The following is a 19,410-nucleotide window of genomic DNA, read 5'->3' as shown; positions in this document are numbered from 1 at the left end:
TGGCGGTCCCGCTACCTGGGTCGGCACCAGGAGCTGTTCCGGGTACTGGACCGCGGCGGGAAGTGGACGGGCGCGGAAAACCTGGACGGGATCCTGCTCGGGCTCCGTGACCGGGGCCGCCGACCTCGCCGCCCGGGCAGCCGCGGTCCGCGTGCTGCTGCCCGCCGGGGTGGGCGCCGTCTGCGCCGCGTTGGGCTGGTCGGATCCCGGCGACCCGGTGGAGTGCGTGCTGCTGGTCGGCCTGCACCGGGCCAACGGCTGGGCCGACACCCTCGACGGCCGATTGGCCCTGTTCCTCGCCGTGGAACAGGTCGGACCGCCGGGTGACGACTGGCTCCTCGTACTGCACGAGGCAGCACACGTCGTGCACGACCGCCGGGCCGGGATCCACGAGTGGCCCGACCACGGGGTGGCGAATGCGCTGCTCACCGAAGGACTGGCCACCCAGGTGTCGGCGGAGCTCGATCCGGGACGGCGCGCCGAGGAATACCTCTGGTTCGGTCACCCCGGCTACCGGTCCTGGCTGGACGAGTGCCGCCTCCGCTGGTCGCAGATCGTGGATCGAATCCGGGACGACCTCGACGCGGCCGACCCGGAGCATCACGCCGCCTACTTCCTCATGCGGGACTCACCGCTCGCCGGGAACCTGCCCACGCGCTGCGGGTACCCGGTCGGCCTGGCAGCCGTACGCCGGCTGCGGGAGACGCACGCCCTGCCCGACATCGCGTCCTGGCCGCTGCCCCGGGTCCGGGAGGAGGTCCGGCGGGCGCTCGCCGACCTACCGTTCCCGGCTGATCTGTCCGGCCACGGGATGCGACGATCGGCCGATGGATCATGAGCTGCCGCCCTCCGCCGTGCACCTTCGGGACCACCTCCGGGGGCGGTTCCCGGACCGGACGCTGGCGGTGCTTCCGCCAACGGCCGGGCCGATCCATCACCGGGTTCCCGGGTTCCACATCTTCCGCCTGGCACCCGCGCCCCGGGAGGTCGGTTGGCTGTACGTCACCGCCGGTCTCTGGGACGCCACCCAGCATCACGGGCACGGTCTCGAGTTCGTCCTCTACGCCGCCGAACCGTCCGACCGGCACGTCGAGACGGTGACGATGACCGCGTACTACCACGCGGCCGGCGGGCGGCAGGCGCTCGACCTCGGTCACACCGTGCCGATCGGGCAGCCGTGGCTGCCCCGGTCCCGCTGCGACCACCTGCTGGTGAGCCTGCCGTACCTCTGGGAGCCGGACCTGGAGGTCTGCGCCTTTCCGGAGGGGCACATCCGGGTGCTGTGGCTGCTGCCGATCACGAAGGCGGAGAAGGTTTTCCGGCGCGAGCACGGCCTTGAGGCGTTGGAGCAGCGGCTGGAGGACGCGGGTATCGACCCGACGGATCCGGCGCGGGCGTCGGTGGTGGCGCCCCCACCCGGCCCGCTGCGCCGGATCCTGCGGCCACTGCTCCGGCACGACCGCTGAGCCGCCCCGCCGTCACATCGGCCGGTACTCCACCTCCGGTCGGCCGGGGGTGCCGTAGCGGGGTGCGCGGACCGCGCGGTCGGCGGCGACCAGGTACTCCAGGTAGCGGCGGGCGGTCACCCGGGAGATGCCGGTCCGCCGGCTGACCTCGGTCGCGGAGCGCCCGTCGGCGCCCAGGGCGGCCAGCACGGTGTTCAGCGTGTGCTCGTCGAGGCCCTTCGGCAGGGTGTGCCGGGCCGCGCCGCGCAGCGTGGCGAACATCCGGTCCACCTCGTGCTGGGCGGCCACCTCGCCCTCGGCCAGCGCCTGCCGCCGGTACTCGGCGTAGCGCTCCAGCTTGTCGCGGAACGCGGCGAACGTGAACGGCTTGAGCAGATAGTGGGTGACCCCGAGGGAGACCGCGGTACGGACCACCGCCAGGTCCCGCACCGAGGTCACCGCCAGCACGTCGATGCTGCTGCCGGCGGCCCGCAGCGCCCGGCAGACGTCCAGCCCCGGCAGGTCGGGCAGGCGGAAGTCGAGCAGCACCAGGTCGACGTCCGCGCCGCCGCGCTGCCGCAGCACCGCCATCGCCTCCCGCGCGGTGTGCGCCACCCCGACCACCACGAAGCCCGGCACCCGCTCGGTGTACGCCCTGTGCGCCTCCGCCAGCAGCGGCTCGTCCTCCACCACCAGCACCCGGATCTCGCTCATGCAGGCGCTCCGCCGCGCCGCGTGCCGGCATGAGGCGTCACCGCGCCGTGCCTGATGACCCGCTCGCTCATCGCGGCTCCCGGGGGGTCGGCATCCGGACGGTGAAGACGGTCTCCCCGTCGTCGGTGCGCCCGACGTCGGAGCTGCCGCCGTGTCGGCGGACCACCTGCCCGACCAGGGCCAGGCCCAGCCCCCGGCCGGCGCTCTTCGTGGACCAGCCGCGGCGGAACGCGTCGGCCACCCGCTCCGGGTCCAGCCCGGGTCCGGTGTCGGCCACCCGGACCACCAGTTGGTCGTCGACCGTGCCGACCAGCACGCGTACCCGGCGGGGCGGGGCGGTGCCGGCGACCGCCTCCAGAGCGTTGTCGACCAGGTTCCCGACGACGGTGAGCAGTTCGGTGGTCGGCAGTGGGCTGTCGTCGAGCCGGCAGTCCGGGTCGACGACCAGGTCCACGCCGCGTTCCGCGGCCCGGGCCGACTTGCCGAGCAGCAGCGCGGCGAGGGCCGGTTCGGTCACCGCCCCGACCACCTGGTCGGTGAGCTGCTGGGCGAGGTCCAGGTCCCGGGTGGCGAGCCGCACCGCCTCGTCGGTGCGGCCCAGCTCCACCAGGGTCAGCACGGTGTGCAGCCGGTTCGCCGACTCGTGGGTCTGCGCCTGCAACGCCTCGGTGAGCGCGCGGACCGTGTCCAGCTCGCTGGCCAGGTTGCGCAGCTCGGTCTGGTCGCGCAGGGTCAGCACGGTGCCGAGCACCGCCCCCTCGAAGCGGGTGGTCCGCTGGTTTGCCACCAGCACCCGGTCACCGGCGAGGACCGGCTCGTCGTGCGTGTCCCGCCCGGAGCTGAGCAGTTCCGCCACCGCCGGAGGCAGGTCGATGCCGGTCACCGGCCGGTCGGTCACCGGGGCGTCCTCGTCGAGTCCGAGCAGGCGGCGACCCTCGTCGTTGACCAGCGCCACCCGCCGGTCCCGGGTGAGTACCACCAGCCCCTCGCGTACGGAGTGCAGCACGGCGTCGTAGTACTCGTACATCCGGGTCATCTGGGCCGGACCGAGGCCGTGGGTCTGCCGCCGGAGCCGGCGGCTGAGCAGCCAGGACCCGGTGGCGGCGAGGGCCAGGGCGGGTACCGCGGCGTAGAGCAGCACCGGGACCTGGGCGAGCAGCTTCCGGTTGATCGCCTGGGTGGTGATGCCCACGGAGACCAGGCCGACGAGACGGTGGCCGTCGCCGTACACCGGGACGACCGCGCGCACCGACTCGCCCAGGGTGCCGACGTTGGTGGTGGTGAAGGCAGGCTCGCCGGCCAGCGCGGGGGCGATGTCGCCGATGAACGGCTTGCCGATCAGCTCCGGGCTGGGGTGCGAGTAGCGGGTCCGGTCCGGGGCCATCACGACCACGAAGTCCGTTCCGGTGGCCACCCGGACCGACTCGGCGTACGGCTGGAGGGCGGCGGCCGGGTCGGGCGAGCTCAGGGCGGTGCGGACCGCGGGGGAGTGGGCCACGGTCTGCGCCACGGCGAGCACCTCCTCCCGCGCCGCCTGCCGGGAGTCGTTGCGGGCCAGCAGGGCGGCCCCGGATGCGCCGGCCAGGACGAGCAGCGTCACCACCACGGCCTGGAGGGCGAAGAGCTGCCCCGCGATGCTCCACTGCCGCCGGGCCACGTCCCCCTCCTTCCGTCGCTGTTCGCCCCGCAAGTCTGGCGCATCCGGCCGGTGCGGTTTCGGCTGTGCTTCACGCGGGTGAACAGAATGAACGCAAGCGTGCCCTCTGCTGAGACGCGCTTCACATTGTCGGCATGGACACCACCACACCCACCCCCGTGGCCGCCCGGCCCGCCCGCCGGGACCGGACCCGGTACCTCTATCTGGCGGTCATTCTGGCCGTCCTCGCCGGCATCGTGGTCGGCCTCGTCGCGCCCGAGTTCGGCAAGGAGTTGAAGCCGCTCGGCACCGGCTTCGTCAATTTGATCAAGATGATGATCGGGCCGGTCATCTTCTGCACGATCGTCCTCGGCGTCGGATCCGTCCGGCAGGCGGCCAAGGTCGGCAAGGTGGGCGGTCTCGCCCTCGGCTACTTCCTGGTCATGTCCACCGTCGCGCTGGCCATCGGCCTGGTGGTCGGCAACATCATCCACCCCGGTGCCGGCCTGAACCTGGGCGCGGACCTGGCCGGGGCGGGCAAGGCCGCCGCCGGTGGCGAGAGCGGCGGCACGGTCGACTTCCTGCTCGGCATCATCCCGACCACCCTCTTCTCCGCCCTGACCGAGGGCGAGGTGCTCCAGGCGCTGCTGGTCGCCCTGCTGGTCGGCTTCGCCGTGCAGGCGATGGGCCGGCGTGGCGAGCCCGTGCTGCGCGCGGTCGGGGTGCTGCAGCGGCTCGTCTTCAAGGTGCTGGCGATGATCATGTGGGTGGCACCGATCGGCGCGTTCGGGGCGATCGCCGCGGTGGTCGGCGCGACCGGCGTGGACGCGTTGAAGAGCCTGGCCCAGGTGATGTTCGGCTTCTACGCCACCTGCGTGGTGTTCGTCTTCGTGGTGCTGGGCACGCTGCTGTGGCTCGTCGCCCGGATCTCGATCTTCAAGCTCCTCGGCTACCTGGGCCGGGAGTTCCTGCTGATCCTGTCGACCTCGTCCTCGGAGTCGGCGTTGCCCCGGCTGATCGCCAAGATGCAGCACTTCGGCGTCGGCCGGCCGGTCGTCGGTATCACCGTGCCGACCGGTTACTCCTTCAATCTGGACGGCACCGCGATCTACCTGACCATGGCGTCGCTGTTCATCGCGGACGCGATGGGCAAGCCGATGGCGATCGGCGAGCAGATCGGCCTGCTGGCCTTCATGGTCATCGCGTCCAAGGGCGCCGCCGGGGTCACCGGCGCCGGCCTGGCCACGCTGGCCGGCGGCCTCCAGTCGCACCGGCCGGACCTGGTCGACGGCGTCGGGCTGATCGTCGGCATCGACCGGTTCATGTCCGAGGCCCGGGCGCTGACCAACTTCGCCGGCAACGCCGTCGCGACCGTGTTGATCGGCACCTGGACCGGCGAGTTCGACCGGGAGCAGGCCCGCGCGGTGCTCGCGGGGGAGCGTCCGTTCGACGAGGCGACCATGCTCGACGAGGACGAGCCGGACGGGGAGCAGCCCAGCCCGGACGAGGCGGGCCAGCAGGCACCCGCGCTGGCGGGCGCGCCGGCCTGACGCGCGACGGTCGCCTCCGGGGGCGCACCGGGCCCCGGCCCGGCGCTCCCGGAGGCCCCGCACGGCCGCCCGCCGGTCGAGGCCCGGCCCAGGACGGGCCGGGCCGCCGGCGGGTCGGTCGGCGCTCAGGAGCGCCGCAGCACCTCCGCCGCCTCGTCGGCGGTCTCCAGCACCACGGTGTGATAGCTCTCGATCGGAGCCAGGATCGCCTGCCGGGGTCCGTCCCGCCAGGCGTCGCTGCCGTAGAAGGCCGTCTCCTGCTCGTCGCGGACGGCGAGGGTGGGGAAGGCCCGGATCAGGTACGCCTCCTCGTGGCCGTCCTCGCGCGCCAGGGACGCCCCCGCGGCCACCACCCGGATGCCGGAGCGGGCCAGCAGCGGTGCGGCCTCCTCGCGCATCACCCGCACGAACTCGTCGACGGTGCCGGGCTTCAGGCGGTAGGTGCGGATCTCGAGGATCATCGGTGACCTCCGGGGCGGGGCGGGCCCCGACGGTAACCGCCGGGCCCGAGGGGCCACCATCGCGCAATTGGCGCTGACCTTCGCCCGGGCGGCGGCACTAGCGTCGCCCACATGGACCTTGAGCAGGCGCAGAAGCTGTGGCAGCCGGAGCCCGGATGGCTGAACACCGCCACCTACGGGCTGCCGCCCGACCCGGCCTGGACAGCGCTGCAGGACGTGCTCGCCGACTGGCGGGCCGGGCGGGTCTCCTTCGAGGTCTGGGACGAGGCGGTCGGCCGGTCCCGCGCCGCCTTCGCCGGCCTGGTCGGCGTGTCCGCCGCCGACGTGGCCGTGGGCAGCACCGCGTCGCAGCTGCTCGCTCCGGTGGCGGCCGCGCTGCCGCCGGGGGCGACCGTGCTGGTCCCGGAGGTCGAGTTCACCTCGATCCTGTTCCCCTGGCTGGTGCAGCAGGAGCGCGGGGTGCGGGTGCGCACGGTGCCGCTGGCCGGTCTCGTCGACGCCATCGACGCCGACACCGACCTGGTCGCGTTCAGCCTGGTCCAGTCCTCGGACGGCGCGGTCGCCCCGTACGAGGAGATCGTCGCGGCGGCCCGGGCGCACGGCGCCCTCGTCGCGGTGGACGCCACCCAGGCCTGCGGCTGGCTGCCCTTCGACGCCGGCCGGGCGGACGCCGTGGTGGTCGCCGCGTACAAGTGGCTGATGGCGCCACGCGGCGCGGCGTTCGGCTACCTGGCCCCGGCGCTGCGCGACCGGATGCGTCCCGACGCCGCCAACTGGTACGCCGGCGCGGACCCGCACACCTCCTACTACGGGCCGCCGCTGCGGCTCGCCGACAACGCCCGGCGCTTCGACATCTCCCCCGCCTGGTTCAGCTACCTCGGGGCGGCACCCGCCCTCGAACTGCTGCTGGAGGTCGGCCTCCCGGCCGTACGGGAGCACGACGTGGCGCTGGCCAACCGGTTCCTCACCGGGCTGGGCCGGCCGCCGGGCGACAGCGCGATCGTGAGCGTGGCCGTGCCGGACGCGCAGGAGAGGCTGGCCCGGGCCGGGGTGCGGGCGGCGGTGCGGGCCGGGCGGGTCCGGGCGTCGTTCCACCTGTACACCAGCGACGCGGACGTCGACCTGGCCCTGGACGCGCTGACCGGCTGACGAGCCGGGTCGGGGGCGCCCACCCCGGGACCGGGTGGGCACCCCCGACAACTGGGGCCGGCGCGTCCCGCGCCGCGCCACGGTGCGGCGCGGCGCCGTCGCCACTCAGGCCAGGTGGCCGCCGATCTTCGTGTACCCGCGCAACAGGTCGCGGGAGATGATCAGCCGCTGCATCTCGTCGGTGCCCTCGAAGATCCGGTACAGCCGGACCTGCCGGTACCAGCGCTCGATCGGCAGCTCACGGGTGTAACCCATACCGCCGTGGATCTGCAGCGCCCGATCCACCACCCGGTTCACCATGCCCGCGCCGTAGAGCTTGCCCATCGAGGACGCGTGCCGCGGGTCCAGGCCCTGGTCGACCGTCCACGCCGCCTTGAGCACCAGCCAGCGGGCGGCCTCCAGCTCGGTCTCCGAGTCGGCGATCATCCACTGGATCGCCTGGTTGGTGCCGATCTTGGCGCCGAAGGTCTCCCGGGTGTTCGCCTGGTCGATCGCCATCTGCAGCACCCGCTCGGCGATGCCGATGGCGTGCGACGGGATGGTGTAGCGGCCCTTGCCGATCCACTCCATGCCGAGCGCGAAGCCCTGCCCCTGCGCGCCGAGGATGTTGCGGTGCGGCACCCGTACGCCCTCGAAGACCAGCGAGGCCGGGCCGCCCTCGCCCATCGTCTGGATGAACTCCGACCGCCAGCCCATCTCCCGGTCCACCAGGAACGCGGTGGCGCCGCCGTTGCGGGCGCCCCGGTCCGGGTCGGTCACCGCGACGACGATCGTGAAGTCGGCGTCGTTGCCGTTGGTGATGAAGGTCTTCTCCCCGTCCAGCACCCAGTCGTCGCCGTCGCGGCGGGCGCGCAGCCGGATGTTCGCCGCGTCGGAGCCGGCACCCGGCTCGGTGATCGCGAAGCAGGAGATCCGTTCCCCCTCGATGGTGGGGATGAGGAACTCCCGCTTCTGCTCCTCGCTGGCATGGAAGAGGATGTTGTCCGCCTCGCCGCCGAACCGGAACGGCACGAAGGTACGCCCCAGCTCGGTCCAGATCAGTGACTGCATGACCGCCGGCAGGTCCATCCCGCCGTACTCCTCGGGCGTGGCCAGCCCCCAGAAACCGAACTTGCGCGCCTTGAGCTGGAGTTCCCGCAGCTCGGAGCGGTCGAGGCCGGGCCGGTGGGCCCGCTCGCGGCGCAGCACCTCCTGCTCCAGCGGCATCACCTCACGGGTGATGAAGGCGCGTGCGGTGTCCCGGACGCCCCGTTCCTCGTCGGACAGTGCGAAGTCCACGGTGTGCCCCCTCGGCGTCGGCGCGGTGGCGGATCACGCTCAAACTAGCGGTGCAAGTTTTCATCCGTCCAGACCCCTCCTTCCACCGTCCGAGGTGAGGCACCACCGCCTCGTCCGCGGTTAGGGTTCCCTCGCAGTCGGCTGCGAGGGGAGGATGGAAAGGCGTGCCACGACCCCGACAGGCCCTGCTGAGCCGGGAGCGGATCGTCGCCACCGCGCTCGCCCTGATCGACGCCGACGGGCTGGCCGCGCTCTCCACCCGGCGGCTGGCCGCCGCCCTCGGCGTGCAGGGCCCGTCGCTCTACAACCACTTCGGCACGAAGGACGAGATCCTCGACGCCGTGGCGGACGCCGTCACCGCCACCGTCGACGTCAGTGCCTTCGGCCGACACGACTGGTGCGAGGCACTGCGGCGCTGGGCCCGGTCCTACCGGGCGGCGCTCGCCGCCCACCCGAACATCGTCCCGTACCTGGCCCAGGGGCCGGGCCGGCGACCCGCCGCCCTGGCCATGGCCGACGCGGTCTACGGTGGCCTGGTGCGGGCCGGCTGGCCGCCCGCGCGGGCCACCCACATCGGCGCCGCGCTGCGCTACTACGTGGCCGGGTCCGCGCTCGGGTCGTTCGCGCGGGGCTTCGTCGAGGACCCGGCGCTGTACGCCACGCACCCGCACCTGGGCCAGGCGCACCGGCTCCCCGGGCATCAGCGCAGCGTCGACGAGGGCGCCTTCGCGTTGGGCCTGGACGCGCTGCTGCACGGGCTGGCCGCCGAGTACGAGCGGACCGTCGCCGGGCTGGAGCACGCCGCCGGCAGGGAGTAGCGTCCGAAACCCCGCACCTTCCGGAAGGACGCCATGGATCTCGCCGCCGCGCCCCCCGCCCTGCTGGTCCGCCGTCACCTGCACGTCGCCGGGGGGTGGGTCGACCCGGCGGACGGTGCGTCGATCCCGGTCGAGAACCCGGCCACCGGCGAGATCATCGGGCAGGTCCCCGCCGGCACCCCCGCCGATGTGGACCGGGCCGTCGCCGCCGCCCGGTCCGCGTTCCCCGGTTGGGCCGCCACCGCGCCCGCCGAGCGCGCCGCCCACCTCGACCGGCTGCACACCGCGCTGGCCGCCCGCGCCGACGAGGTCGCCCGGACCGTCGCGCTGGAGCTGGGCACGCCGCTCAAGCTCGCCACCCGGGTGCAGGCCGGGCTGCCGCTGACCGTGCTGCGCGGCACGGTCGACCTGGCCGCCCGTCCGCCGGCCGAGGAATTGGTGGGCAACTCTCTCGTCGTCCGCGAACCGGTCGGCGTGGTCGCCGCGATCACCCCGTGGAACTACCCCCTGCACCAGGTCGTCGCCAAGGTCGCCCCGGCCCTGGCGGCCGGCTGCACCGTGGTGCTCAAGCCCAGCGAACTCACCCCGCTGACCGCGTACCTGCTCTTCGACGCGGTCGCCGAGGCCGGGCTGCCGGCCGGGGTGGTCAACCTGGTGCCCGGGACCGGCCCGGTGGTCGGCGAGGCGCTCGCCGCCCACCCGGACGTCGACCTGGTCTCGTTCACCGGTTCCACCGTCACCGGCCGCCGGATCGCCCACCTCGCCGCCGACCGGATCGCCCGGGTCGCGCTCGAACTCGGCGGCAAGTCGGCCAACCTGATCCTCGCCGACGCCGACCTGCCCACCGCGGTCAAGGTGGGCGTCGGCAACGCCCTGCTCAACTCGGGGCAGACCTGCACCGCGTGGACCCGGATGCTGGTGCACCGGGACCGCTACGCCGAGGCGCTCGACCTGGTCGCGGCGGCCGTGGCCGGCTACCGGCTCGGTGACCCGTTCGACCCGGCCACCCGGCTCGGCCCGCTGGTCTCCGCCGCCCAGGCCGAGCGGGTCGGCGGCCACGTCGCGCGGGCCCTCGCCGACGGGGCGCGGCTGGTGGCCGGCGGCCCGGACGCCCCGCTGCCGCCGCGCGGGCACTTCGTCGCGCCGACCGTCTTCGCCGACGTGCACCCGGACAGCGCCCTGGCCCAGGAGGAGGTCTTCGGCCCGGTGCTCGCGGTCATCCCGTTCGACGACACCGACGAGGCGGTCGCCATCGCCAACAACTCCCGGTACGGGCTGGCCGGCGCGGTCTGGTCCGCCGACGAGGAACAGGCCCTCGCCGTCGCCCGCCGGCTGCGTACCGGCCAGGTGGACGTCAACGGGGGCGCGTTCAACCCGCTCGCCCCGTTCGGCGGCTACCGGCAGTCCGGCCTCGGCCGCGAGCTGGGCACCCACGGGATCGCCGAGTTCACCGAGCTCAAGGCGATCCAGCGATGAGGGCCCTGGTGGTCCGCGGCCGGGACGCCGCCCCGGCCGTCGAGGAGGTACGGCTGCCCGCTCCCGGCCCCGGCGAGCTGCGCGTCCGCATCCGGGCCGCCGGCATCTGCCACTCCGACCTGGCCATGGTCAACGGCACGCTCGCGCCGGCGTACCCCCTGGTGCTCGGGCACGAGGCGACCGGGGTGGTGGCCGAGGCGGGCCCGGGCACGCGGTTGGCGGTCGGCGCTCCGGTGGTGCTCAACTGGGCCCCGGCCTGCCGGTCCTGCTGGCACTGCCGGCACGGCGAGCCCTGGCTCTGCACCGCCAACACCGCCCCGGCGGCGCCCCGGGGGGAGACCGCCGACGGCACCCCGCTGCACGTCACCCTCGGTCTCGGCGCACTCGCCGAGGAGGTGGTGGTGCCCGAGCACGCCGCCGTCACGATCCCCGCGGGCCTGCCCCCGGAGCAGGCCGCCCTGCTCGGCTGCGCGGTGCTCACCGGCACCGGCGCGGTCCGCAACACCGCCCGGGTGGCGGCCGGCGAGTCGGTCGCCGTCATCGGGCTGGGCGGGGTCGGGCTGGCCGCGCTCACCGCCGCCCGCCGGGCCGGGGCCGCACCGATCCTCGCCGTCGACGTCGCCGCGGCCAAGCGGGACCTCGCCCTGGCCGCCGGCGCCACCGACTTCCTGCTCGCCGACGACCGGCTGTCGAAGGAGATACGCGCCCGGACCGAGGGCCGGGGAGTCGACCACGCCTTCGAGTGCGTCGGCCGGGCCGCCACCATCCGGGCCGCCTGGCGGCTGACCCGGCGCGGGGGAGCGGTCACCGTGGTCGGCATGGGCGGCAACGACGACCTGCTCACCCTCTCCGCGCTGGACGTCTTCCACTCCGCCCGCACCCTGCGCTCCTCCGTGTACGGGTCGTCCGACCCGGACCGCGAGGTGCCGGAGCTGGCCACCGCGCTCGCCGACCGCACCCTCGACCTGCGCCCGCTGGTCAGCGGCACCGTGGGGCTGGACGAGGCGCCGGACGCGTTCGGCCGGCTGGCCCGCGGCGAGGGTGCCCGCTGGGTGGTCACCTTCCCGGACTGACCTCGGCGTCGGGCCGGCCCTCGATCAGCGTGGCGTAGCCGTCGAGGAGTCGGCGCAGGCCGAAGTCGAAGACGGTCTCCAGGTCGAGGTCGAGCTGGCCCTCGCTGGTCAGCGCGGCCATGGTGGCGAGGCCGCCGCCGGCGATCATCCGCTGGAAGGTGGTCTGGTGCTGGTCCACCCACTGCTCGTCGCTGAGGCCGGTGTCCTGCACCGCCTGCGCGCCCATCTCCAGGTTCGTGGCGATGCCCCGCACGTACGCCATCAGCGTGACCGCGACGTGCCAGCGGACGTGCCGGTCCAGGCCCAGGCCCGCGGTGGCCCGCAACGCCCACTCGGTGTGCGCCATGCCGCTCGGCAGGGGCTGCGGGCGGGCCATCGAGATGACGTGCGGCAGCCAGCGGTGTCGCCGGTAGGCCGCCCACTGGGCCCGGGCCAGCAGGTCCAGCCGGGCCCGCCAGCCGGCCGGGGCGACGGCGGGCAGCGGGGCGTCCGCCAGCGCCGCGTCGGCCATGGCGAGGACCAGATCGTCCCGGCCGCGCACGTGCCGGTACAACGACATGGTGGCCACGCCCAGGTCGGCGGCGAGCTGCCGCATGGACACCGCCCCGAGCCCGCCCTCGTCGGCGAGCACGATCCCGGCCCGGATCAGCCGCTCGCGGCTCAGCGCCGGCCCCGTCCCGTTCGGGTCCCGCCCGGGCCCTGGCCCCACCGTCCGGGCCGGGGCGACCACGGTGCCCGCCCCTGGCCGGGTCAGCACCCGGCCCTCGTCGCGGAGCAGGGCGAGGACCTTGGTGGCGGTGGCGATCGCCACCCCGTGCTCGCGGGTGAGCCGCCGGGCCGAGGGCACCGGGTCGCCGGGTCGCAGCTCGCCGAGGTCGATGCGGCGGCGGATCTCCGCGGCGATCCGCCGGTACGGCGGCTGCCTGCCGGTCATCCCGGTCCTCCCGGCGAAGCGTACTAGTACGAGGCGCCCGTTCCGGCCCTCGTGGACCGAGCGTACTAGGTCGCCACGGGCGGGTGGAACATCATGCACCTACCGTCCATCGCGGACCCGGAGGAACCGGGTCGACGGTGTACGCACGAAACTCGGGAGCGCTCTGGTGGACGACAGGACCGTGCTCATCTCCGGCGCCGGCATCGCCGGCCCCGCCCTGGCCTTCTGGCTGCGCCGGTACGGCTTCGCCGTCACCGTGGTGGAACGCTCGCCCGGGCTCCGTCCCGGCGGGCAGGCGGTCGACGTCCGGGGGACCGCCCGCGAGGTGGTCGACCGGATGGGGCTGACCGACCGGATCCGCGCCGAGTCCGTCCGCGAGCAGGGCATGGCGTACGTCGACGCGCGCGGCGAGGTGCGCGCCCGGATGCCGGTGGACGCCTTCGCCGGGGAGGGGATCGTCGCGGACCTCGAGATCGAGCGCGGCGACCTGGCCCGGCTGCTGTACGAGGAGACCCGCCCCGACGTGGAGTACGTCTTCGACGATTCGATCGAGACGCTCACCCAGGCCGGCGACGGGGTGCGGCTCACCTTCACCCGCTCCGCCCCGCGCACCGTCGGCCTGGTGATCGGCGCGGACGGCTCGCACTCGGCCACCCGGGCCCTCGCCTTCGGCCCCGAGTCGGCGTACGTCCGGCCGCTCGGGGCGTACCTGGCCTACTTCACCACCCCGTACCCGGACCGGACCGGCTGGTTCCTGCTGCACAACGCCCCCGGCGGCCGGGTGGTGGGCACCCGCCCGAACCGGCACGGCCGGTCCAGCGCGCTGTTCAGCTTCGCCGCGCCGGAGCTGGACGTGGACCGTCGGGACCGGGCGGCCCAGCAGCGCCTGCTCGCCGCCCGCTTCGCCGACGTGGGCTGGCGCGCCCCGGAGCTGCTGGCCGCGATGGCTGACGCCGGGGACTTCTACTTCGACCGGTACGCGCAGGTGCGGATGGACGCCTGGAGCGTCGGCCGGGTGGCGCTGCTCGGTGACGCCGCCTGGTGCCCCTCCCCGCTGACCGGACAGGGCACCAGCCTGTCCCTGGTCGGGGCATACCTGCTGGCCGGTGAGCTGGCCGCCGCGCGCGGCGACCACCGGATCGCGTACCGCCGCTACGAGGAGCTGCTGCGCGGGCACGTCGCGAAGGGCCAGGAGCTGCCCGGCGGGGGTATCGGCGGGTTCCTGCCGGGCAGCCGGGCCGCGATCCGGATGCGGGACGCGTCCATGCGCGCGATGACCTCCCGCCCGCTGCGCGGGCTCGCCACCCGGCTGTTCTTCCGCCACGCCGACGGCCTCACCCTGCCGGAGTACACCGCCGCCCGGTGACGGTGGCGCACCACATGTCGACGCCCGCCGATCCCTTTCGGGCGGGGTCGGCGGGGGCGAGCGGGCCCGTCCCTATGGGGGTCGGGCCCGTTCAGCGCCGGCCGAATGTGTGGGGAATCGACATGGCTCGACCGCTTCGACGCGCCGTAGGTTTCCTGCACGCGACGTCCCTGTGACCCCGGTCACCGACCTGGTCGTCGCCGGCGAACCTGCGGAGGGTGAGGCGATGGCCGGGCAAGCGATCCTGTCGGCCCGCGGGCTGACCCGGGACTTCCGGGGCTTCCGGGCGGTCGACGGGGTCGACCTCGACGTGGCGCCGGAGACCGTGCACGCCCTGGTGGGGCCGAACGGCGCCGGCAAGACCACGCTGTTCAACCTGCTCACCGGCTTCCTGCCGGCCAGCGCCGGGCGGATCGAGCTGGCCGGCCGGGACGTCACCGGGCTGCCCCCGGAGCGGGTCGCCCGGCTGGGCGTGGCCCGCTCCTTCCAGATCACCAGCCTCTTCCCGCAGCTCTCCGCCCGGGAACACGTGCAGCTCGCCCTCCAGTCGCCCAGCGGGCTGGGCTGGCGGTTCTGGCGCTCGGCCAAGCTGATGCGCCGCTACCGGGACCGGGCCGACGAGCTGCTCGCCATGGTCGACCTCGCCGAGCTGGCCGAGGCGCCGGCCGAGGCGCTGGCGTACGGGCGCAAGCGGGCCCTGGAGCTGGCCATCGCCCTCGCCCTCGACCCGAAGGTGCTGCTGCTCGACGAGCCCACCGCCGGCATGGGGATGGAGGACGTCGACCGCACCGTCGACCTGATCGCCACGGTCCGCGCGGGCCGGACGGTGGTCATGGTCGAGCACAACATGAGCGTCGTCGGCCGGCTCGCCGACACCGTCACCGTCCTGCAGGCCGGCAAGGTGCTGGTCGAGGGGCCGTACGAGCAGGTCCGCGCCGACGAGCGGGTCATCACCGCCTACCTGGGAGCCACCGATGCTGCGCATTGACAACCTCTCCGCCTGGTACGGCGAGGCGCAGGTGCTGCGGGAGGTGGGCCTGGAGGTGGCCGTCGGCGAGGTGGTCACCCTGGTCGGCCGCAACGGCGCCGGCAAGTCCACCCTGCTGCGCTGCGTGATGGGGCTGCACCCGGGCCAGCGCGGCACGATCACCCTGGACGGCCGGGACGTCACGAAGCTGCCGGCGTACAAGCGGGCGCGGGCCGGCCTCGGCTGGGTCCCCGACGACCGTGGCGCGTACGCCACGCTGACCGTCACCGAGAACCTCACCCTGCCGCCCCGGGTCGGCCCCGACCCGTGGCCCCTGGAGCGGATCTACGAGGCGTTTCCCGCCCTGTACGCCCGGCGTGACTCGGCGGCCACCATGCTCTCCGGCGGCGAGCAGCAGATGCTCGCGCTGGCCCGGGTGCTGCGGATGGGCGCCCGGCTGCTGCTCTGCGACGAGCCCACCGAAGGGCTGTCGCCGCTGCTCGTGCAGCAGGTCGGTGACCTGCTGCGGGAGGCCAAGCAGCACGGCGTGACCGTGCTCCTGGTGGAGCAGAACCTGCACTTCGCCACCGGCGTCGCCGACCGGCACTACCTGCTGGCCGAGGGACGGATCGCGGAGGCGATGGACAACTCCGAGGTGCGCTCGCGGGAGCGCGAGCTGCTGGCGTACCTCGGCATCTGAAACGACGCTGACCCGCGCGAACCGCGCGGTACGAAGGGGATGGACATGCGTTCAGGCGTGGGTGTGGCCGCCGCCTCGGCGGCGATGGTGGTGCTGCTGGCCGGTTGCGGCGGCGGTGGCCCCCAGTCCGGCGGCGACTCGAAGCTGACCGGCGACAAGATCGTGCTGGGTGTGCTGAACGACCAGTCCGGGGCCTACTCGGAGCTGTCCGGGAAGAACTCGGTGAAGGCCGTGGAGATGGCCGTCGCCGACTTCAAGGCCAAGTACGGCGACAAGGCGATCACCACCGACATCACGGTGGAGACCGCCGACCACCAGAACAAGCCGGACGTAGCCAACAGCAAGGCCCAGGAGATGTACGACCGCAAGGGCGTCGACGCGATCCTGGACGTGCCGACCTCGTCGGCCGCGCTCAAGGTCGCCGACGTGGCGAAGGAGAAGAAGAAGCTCTACTTCAACATCGGCGCGGCGACCACCGACCTGACCGGCAAGAGCTGCAACAAGTACACGTTCCACTACGCGTACGACACCTACATGCTGGCCAACGGCACGGGGAAGACCACCACCGAGCAGATCGGCAAGAACTGGTACATCCTCTACCCGAACTACGCCTTCGGGCAGGACATGGAGAAGAACTTCTCCGCCGCGATCGAGCAGGCCGGCGGGAAGGTCATCGGCAAGGACGGCGCGCCGTTCCCGAACACCAGCGGCGACTACTCGTCCTTCCTGCTGAAGGCCCCCACGCTCAACCCGAAGCCGGACGTGCTGGGCACCATGCAGGCCGGCGCCGAGCTGGTCAACGTGGTCAAGCAGTACAACGAGTTCAAGCTGCGGGACAAGGGCATCGGGCTGGCCGTGGGCCTGATGTTCCTCACCGACATCCACTCGCTCACCCCCGCCGCGCTGGCCGGCACCACCTACACCGACGCCTGGTACTGGAACTTCGACCAGCAGAACCGGGAGTGGGCCGACCGGTTCCAGAAGGAGACCGGCGCCCGGCCGACCTTCGCCCACGCCGCCAACTACTCGGCCGCCATGCAGTACCTGGAGGCGGTGCAGGCGGCCGGCACCGACGACGCGGACGCCGTGGTGAAGAACCTCGAGGGTAAGGAGCTCAACGACGTCTTCCTGCGCAACGGCAAGATCCGCGCGGAGGACCACCGGGTCATCCACGACGCGTACCTGGCCCAGGTGAAGCCGCAGGCCGAGGTGACCGAGCCCTGGGACTACGTCAAGGTGCTGAAGACCATCCCGGCGGCCGAGGCGTTCCGCGCCCCGTCCCCGGACTGCAAGCTCTGACGAACGATGTCCGGCTTCCTGCAGAACACGTTCAACGGGTTGGTGAGCGGGGCGTTCTACGCCCTGCTCGCCCTCGGGCTCGCGGTCATCTTCGGCATGCTCCGGGTGGTGAACTTCGCCCACGGCGCCTTCTACATGCTCGGCGCCTTCGGGGCGTACGTGCTGCTGTCCGAGGCGGGCGTGCCGTTCTGGGCGGCGCTGGTGATCATGCCGGTCGCGCTGGGCCTGCTCGGCATGGTCCTGGAGCGGTTGGTGATCCACCGGCTGACCCGGCTCGACCCGCTCTACAACTTCCTGCTCACCTTCGGTCTGACGCTGATCCTCCAGGACCTCGTCAAGTCCCGGTACGGCATCCAGTCCAGCCCGTACGCCACCCCGACCGAGCTGAGCGGGTCGGTCGACTTCGGACTGTTCGACTTTCCCACCTACCGGGTCTTCATCCTCGGGTTCACCGTGCTGCTCTGCGCGGTGGTGTGGTGGGTGCTGGGGCGGACCCGGGTCGGCATGGTGGTCCGGGCCGCCACCGAGCGGCCCGAGCTGACCCGCGCGTTCGGCATCGACGTGGGGAAGTGGGTCACCCCGGTCTTCGGCTTCGGCATCGCCCTGGCCGGGCTGGCCGGGGTGCTCGCCGCCCCGATGCGCGCGGTGAACCCGCTGATGGGCGCCGATCTGATCATCGTGGTCTTCGCGGTGGTGGTGATCGGCGGCCTCGGCTCGATCTTCGGCTCGGTCGCCGCCGGTTTCGGCATCGGCCTGATCCAGGCGTGGGGTGAGGCGTACCTGTCGGACTTCCCGATCGTGTCGCAGACCGTCGTCTTCGTGGTGATGGCCGTGGTGCTGCTCTGGCGCCCGGCCGGCCTGTTCGGCCGTGAGGAGGCCCCGGCATGACCAGCGCCGTCGACACCCCCGCCGACGAGTCGTCCCGGCCCGCCCCGCCGTCCGGGATGCTCACCGTCGCCCGGGCGCCCGGCTGGGTCCGGTACGCGCTGCTCGCGGTCGGCCTGGTCGTGGCGCTCTGGCTGCCCAACGGGCTCTACCCGGCGGTCGCGCTGGACATGCTGTGCTGGGCGCTCTTCGCGGTCTCGGTGGACCTGCTGCTCGGCTTCACCGGGCTGATGTCCTTCGGGCACGCCGCGTTCTGGGGCACCTCGGCGTACGTCACCGGCCTGGTGGCGGTCAACGCCGGCCTGCCCTTCCCGGCGGCCGTGCTGGTCGGGGCCCTGGCGGCGGCGCTGCTCGCGCTGCCGATCGGCTACCTGGCGGTCAAGCGCACCGGCATCTACTTCGCGATGGTCACCCTGGCCTTCGCGCAAATGGTCTACTACGTGGCGAACGAGTGGCGCTCGGTCACGCAGGGCGAGAACGGCCTCCAGGGCGTGCCCCGTTCGTTCTTCGGAGTCGACCTCTCCGACGACTACTACTTCTACTATGCGATCCTGCCGATCGTGCTGCTCGGCCTGCTCGCCGCCTGGCGGATCGTCCACTCGCCGTTCGGCCGGGTGCTGGTCGGCATCCGGGACAACCCGGCCCGGGCCCGCGCGCTCGGCTACCCGGTGCACCGCTACAAGCTGACCGCGTTCGTCCTCTCCGGGTTCCTGGCCGGGCTCGGCGGCGGGCTCTTCGCGGTCAGCCACCGGTTCGTCTCCCTCGACGTGCTGCACTGGACCACCTCCGGCAAGGCCGTCATCGTGGTGGTGCTCGGCGGCATCGGCACTCTCTGGGGCGGGGTGCTCGGCGCGGCTCTGGTGGTCCGCCTGGAGGACTGGCTGTCGTTCTCCGGATTCGAGGCGATCGGCCTGGTCACCGGCGGCATCTTCGTCCTCGTCGTGCTGCTGTTCCGGCGGGGAATCTGGGGCACGATCGCCCAGCTGGCCCTGCGCCGTGGAGTCGCCCGCCGCCGGTGAGGAGGGGCCCTTGTCGACGCCTGCGGCGGAGCAGGGGCCCCGGTCGACGCCGGTCCGGGGAGGGCTCAGCCGGGCAGGATGCCGCGGAGCAGGGCGGCGACCGCCGACTCCGGGTCGAAGTCGTCCACCGGGCCGGCGAGCTGGTTGCTGAGCAGGCCGTCCACCAGGGCGAGCAGCATCGGGAAGTGGGCCGCCGGATCGGTCGAGCCGAGCGCGGCGACCACCGGTAGGCCCCACTCGGCCAGCCGTTCCCGTCCCGCGGCGACCTCGCGGCGCAGCGCCGGTTGGACGGCCGCCTCGGCGAAGAGCGCGTACCGGGCCAGGGTGAGCACGCGCCCCTCGGTGGTGAGTTGCCGGATCAGCCGGCCGAGCACCGCCGCGAAGGCGGCCGGGTCGGCCGGCGGCAGCTCCCCGGCGAGCTGCTGCCAGGCCGCCGTCTCCACCTCGACCAGGCGGCCGAACACGCCGGCGACCAGCGCCTCCCGGGTGCGGAACGCGTTGGACGCGGAGCCCTCCGGCAGACCCGCCTCGGCGTCCACCGCGCGGTGGGTGAGCTGCCGCAGTCCCCGGGTGCCGAGCACCCGGATGGCCGCGTCGAGCAGAAGCTGTCGCCGGTCCGTCACACCGGACAGACTACAGG

19 protein-coding genes are annotated in these 19,410 nt (G+C 73.6%); 13 read left to right on the top strand and 6 right to left on the bottom strand.

Annotated features, from left to right (window positions below; genetic code table 11):
- Nucleotides 1-106: 106 nt before the first annotated feature.
- Nucleotides 107-838: a hypothetical protein gene (locus tag ACL02O_RS04155; protein ID WP_412816592.1), complete on the top strand. Its 732-nt coding sequence runs from the start codon at nt 107-109 to the stop codon at nt 836-838.
- Complete coding sequence (locus tag ACL02O_RS04150; RefSeq protein ID WP_412816591.1) at nt 828-1,466, top strand: suppressor of fused domain protein; 639 nt, start codon at nt 828-830, stop codon at nt 1,464-1,466. The genes ACL02O_RS04155 and ACL02O_RS04150 overlap by 11 nt, the downstream gene beginning before the upstream one ends.
- Nucleotides 1,467-1,478: 12 nt before the next feature.
- Here the strand turns inward: ACL02O_RS04150 and ACL02O_RS04145 are convergent, their stop codons facing one another.
- Nucleotides 1,479-2,159, bottom strand: coding sequence for a response regulator (locus ACL02O_RS04145; RefSeq protein WP_412816590.1), 681 nt, complete (start codon nt 2,157-2,159; stop codon nt 1,479-1,481).
- Nucleotides 2,160-2,226: 67 nt separating this feature from the next.
- A complete protein-coding gene (locus tag ACL02O_RS04140) occupies nt 2,227-3,816 on the bottom strand; it encodes an ATP-binding protein (RefSeq protein ID WP_412816589.1) in 1,590 nt (529 codons plus the stop codon).
- Nucleotides 3,817-3,950: 134 nt separating this feature from the next.
- Here ACL02O_RS04140 and ACL02O_RS04135 point away from each other — a divergent pair, with 134 nt between their 5' ends.
- The gene (locus ACL02O_RS04135; protein ID WP_412816588.1) at nt 3,951-5,345 is read left to right on the top strand and encodes a cation:dicarboxylate symporter family transporter; all 1,395 of its coding nucleotides are present in this window, start codon (nt 3,951-3,953) and stop codon (nt 5,343-5,345) included.
- Nucleotides 5,346-5,470: 125 nt separating this feature from the next.
- On the opposite strand, the gene ACL02O_RS04130 is transcribed toward ACL02O_RS04135, so the two are convergent.
- Nucleotides 5,471-5,806, bottom strand: a complete 336-nt coding sequence (locus ACL02O_RS04130) for an NIPSNAP family protein (protein ID WP_412816587.1) — start codon at nt 5,804-5,806, stop codon at nt 5,471-5,473.
- Between the two features lie 111 nt (nt 5,807-5,917).
- Between ACL02O_RS04130 and ACL02O_RS04125 the strand changes: the two genes are divergently transcribed.
- Nucleotides 5,918-6,955, top strand: coding sequence for an aminotransferase class V-fold PLP-dependent enzyme (locus ACL02O_RS04125; RefSeq protein ID WP_412816586.1), 1,038 nt, complete (start codon nt 5,918-5,920; stop codon nt 6,953-6,955).
- Between the two features lie 105 nt (nt 6,956-7,060).
- Here the strand turns inward: ACL02O_RS04125 and ACL02O_RS04120 are convergent, their stop codons facing one another.
- On the bottom strand, nt 7,061-8,233 hold the full coding sequence (locus tag ACL02O_RS04120) for an acyl-CoA dehydrogenase family protein (protein WP_412816585.1): 1,173 nt from the start codon (nt 8,231-8,233) through the stop codon (nt 7,061-7,063).
- Between the two features lie 164 nt (nt 8,234-8,397).
- Here ACL02O_RS04120 and ACL02O_RS04115 point away from each other — a divergent pair, with 164 nt between their 5' ends.
- The 3 genes from ACL02O_RS04115 to ACL02O_RS04105 are packed head-to-tail and all read left to right on the top strand — an operon-like array spanning nt 8,398 to nt 11,600.
- A complete protein-coding gene (locus tag ACL02O_RS04115; RefSeq protein ID WP_412816584.1) occupies nt 8,398-9,051 on the top strand; it encodes a TetR/AcrR family transcriptional regulator in 654 nt (217 codons plus the stop codon).
- A 33-nt stretch (nt 9,052-9,084) separates the two neighbouring features.
- Complete coding sequence (locus tag ACL02O_RS04110; RefSeq protein WP_412816583.1) at nt 9,085-10,527, top strand: aldehyde dehydrogenase family protein; 1,443 nt, start codon at nt 9,085-9,087, stop codon at nt 10,525-10,527.
- The gene (locus ACL02O_RS04105; RefSeq protein ID WP_412816582.1) at nt 10,524-11,600 is read left to right on the top strand and encodes an alcohol dehydrogenase catalytic domain-containing protein; all 1,077 of its coding nucleotides are present in this window, start codon (nt 10,524-10,526) and stop codon (nt 11,598-11,600) included. Before ACL02O_RS04110 ends, ACL02O_RS04105 begins: the two co-directional genes overlap by 4 nt.
- On the opposite strand, the gene ACL02O_RS04100 is transcribed toward ACL02O_RS04105, so the two are convergent.
- Nucleotides 11,584-12,534 carry a TetR/AcrR family transcriptional regulator C-terminal domain-containing protein gene (locus ACL02O_RS04100; protein WP_412816581.1) on the bottom strand — a complete coding sequence of 317 codons (951 nt, stop codon included), beginning with the start codon at nt 12,532-12,534 and terminating at the stop codon, nt 11,584-11,586. The two genes, ACL02O_RS04105 and ACL02O_RS04100, sit on opposite strands and share 17 nt — an antisense overlap.
- Before the next feature lie 166 nt (nt 12,535-12,700).
- Between ACL02O_RS04100 and ACL02O_RS04095 the strand changes: the two genes are divergently transcribed.
- The 6 genes from ACL02O_RS04095 (at nt 12,701) to ACL02O_RS04070 (ending at nt 18,770) form a co-directional block, all read left to right on the top strand.
- On the top strand, nt 12,701-13,900 hold the full coding sequence (locus ACL02O_RS04095; RefSeq protein ID WP_412816580.1) for an FAD-dependent monooxygenase: 1,200 nt from the start codon (nt 12,701-12,703) through the stop codon (nt 13,898-13,900).
- 226 nt (nt 13,901-14,126) lie between these two features.
- A complete protein-coding gene (locus tag ACL02O_RS04090) occupies nt 14,127-14,888 on the top strand; it encodes an ABC transporter ATP-binding protein (protein ID WP_412816579.1) in 762 nt (253 codons plus the stop codon).
- On the top strand, nt 14,875-15,567 hold the full coding sequence (locus ACL02O_RS04085; protein WP_412816578.1) for an ABC transporter ATP-binding protein: 693 nt from the start codon (nt 14,875-14,877) through the stop codon (nt 15,565-15,567). Before ACL02O_RS04090 ends, ACL02O_RS04085 begins: the two co-directional genes overlap by 14 nt.
- A 39-nt stretch (nt 15,568-15,606) precedes the next feature.
- Nucleotides 15,607-16,866, top strand: a complete 1,260-nt coding sequence (locus tag ACL02O_RS04080; RefSeq protein ID WP_412816577.1) for an ABC transporter substrate-binding protein — start codon at nt 15,607-15,609, stop codon at nt 16,864-16,866.
- Between the two features lie 6 nt (nt 16,867-16,872).
- Nucleotides 16,873-17,754 (top strand): branched-chain amino acid ABC transporter permease, encoded by an 882-nt coding sequence (locus tag ACL02O_RS04075; protein ID WP_412816576.1) that lies wholly within the window; start codon nt 16,873-16,875, stop codon nt 17,752-17,754.
- A complete protein-coding gene (locus tag ACL02O_RS04070; RefSeq protein WP_412816575.1) occupies nt 17,751-18,770 on the top strand; it encodes a branched-chain amino acid ABC transporter permease in 1,020 nt (339 codons plus the stop codon). Before ACL02O_RS04075 ends, ACL02O_RS04070 begins: the two co-directional genes overlap by 4 nt.
- 65 nt (nt 18,771-18,835) lie before the next feature.
- Here the strand turns inward: ACL02O_RS04070 and ACL02O_RS04065 are convergent, their stop codons facing one another.
- The gene (locus ACL02O_RS04065) at nt 18,836-19,393 is read right to left on the bottom strand and encodes a TetR/AcrR family transcriptional regulator (RefSeq protein ID WP_412816574.1); all 558 of its coding nucleotides are present in this window, start codon (nt 19,391-19,393) and stop codon (nt 18,836-18,838) included.
- Nucleotides 19,394-19,410 lie beyond the last annotated feature (17 nt).

The sequence above is a fragment of the Micromonospora mangrovicola genome (assembly GCF_047200535.1).
In the GTDB taxonomy this organism is placed as follows: Bacteria; Actinomycetota; Actinomycetes; order Mycobacteriales; family Micromonosporaceae; genus Micromonospora.
The sequence above is the reverse complement of the archived record's forward strand: the minus strand, read 5'-3'. Positions and strand labels throughout refer to the sequence as shown.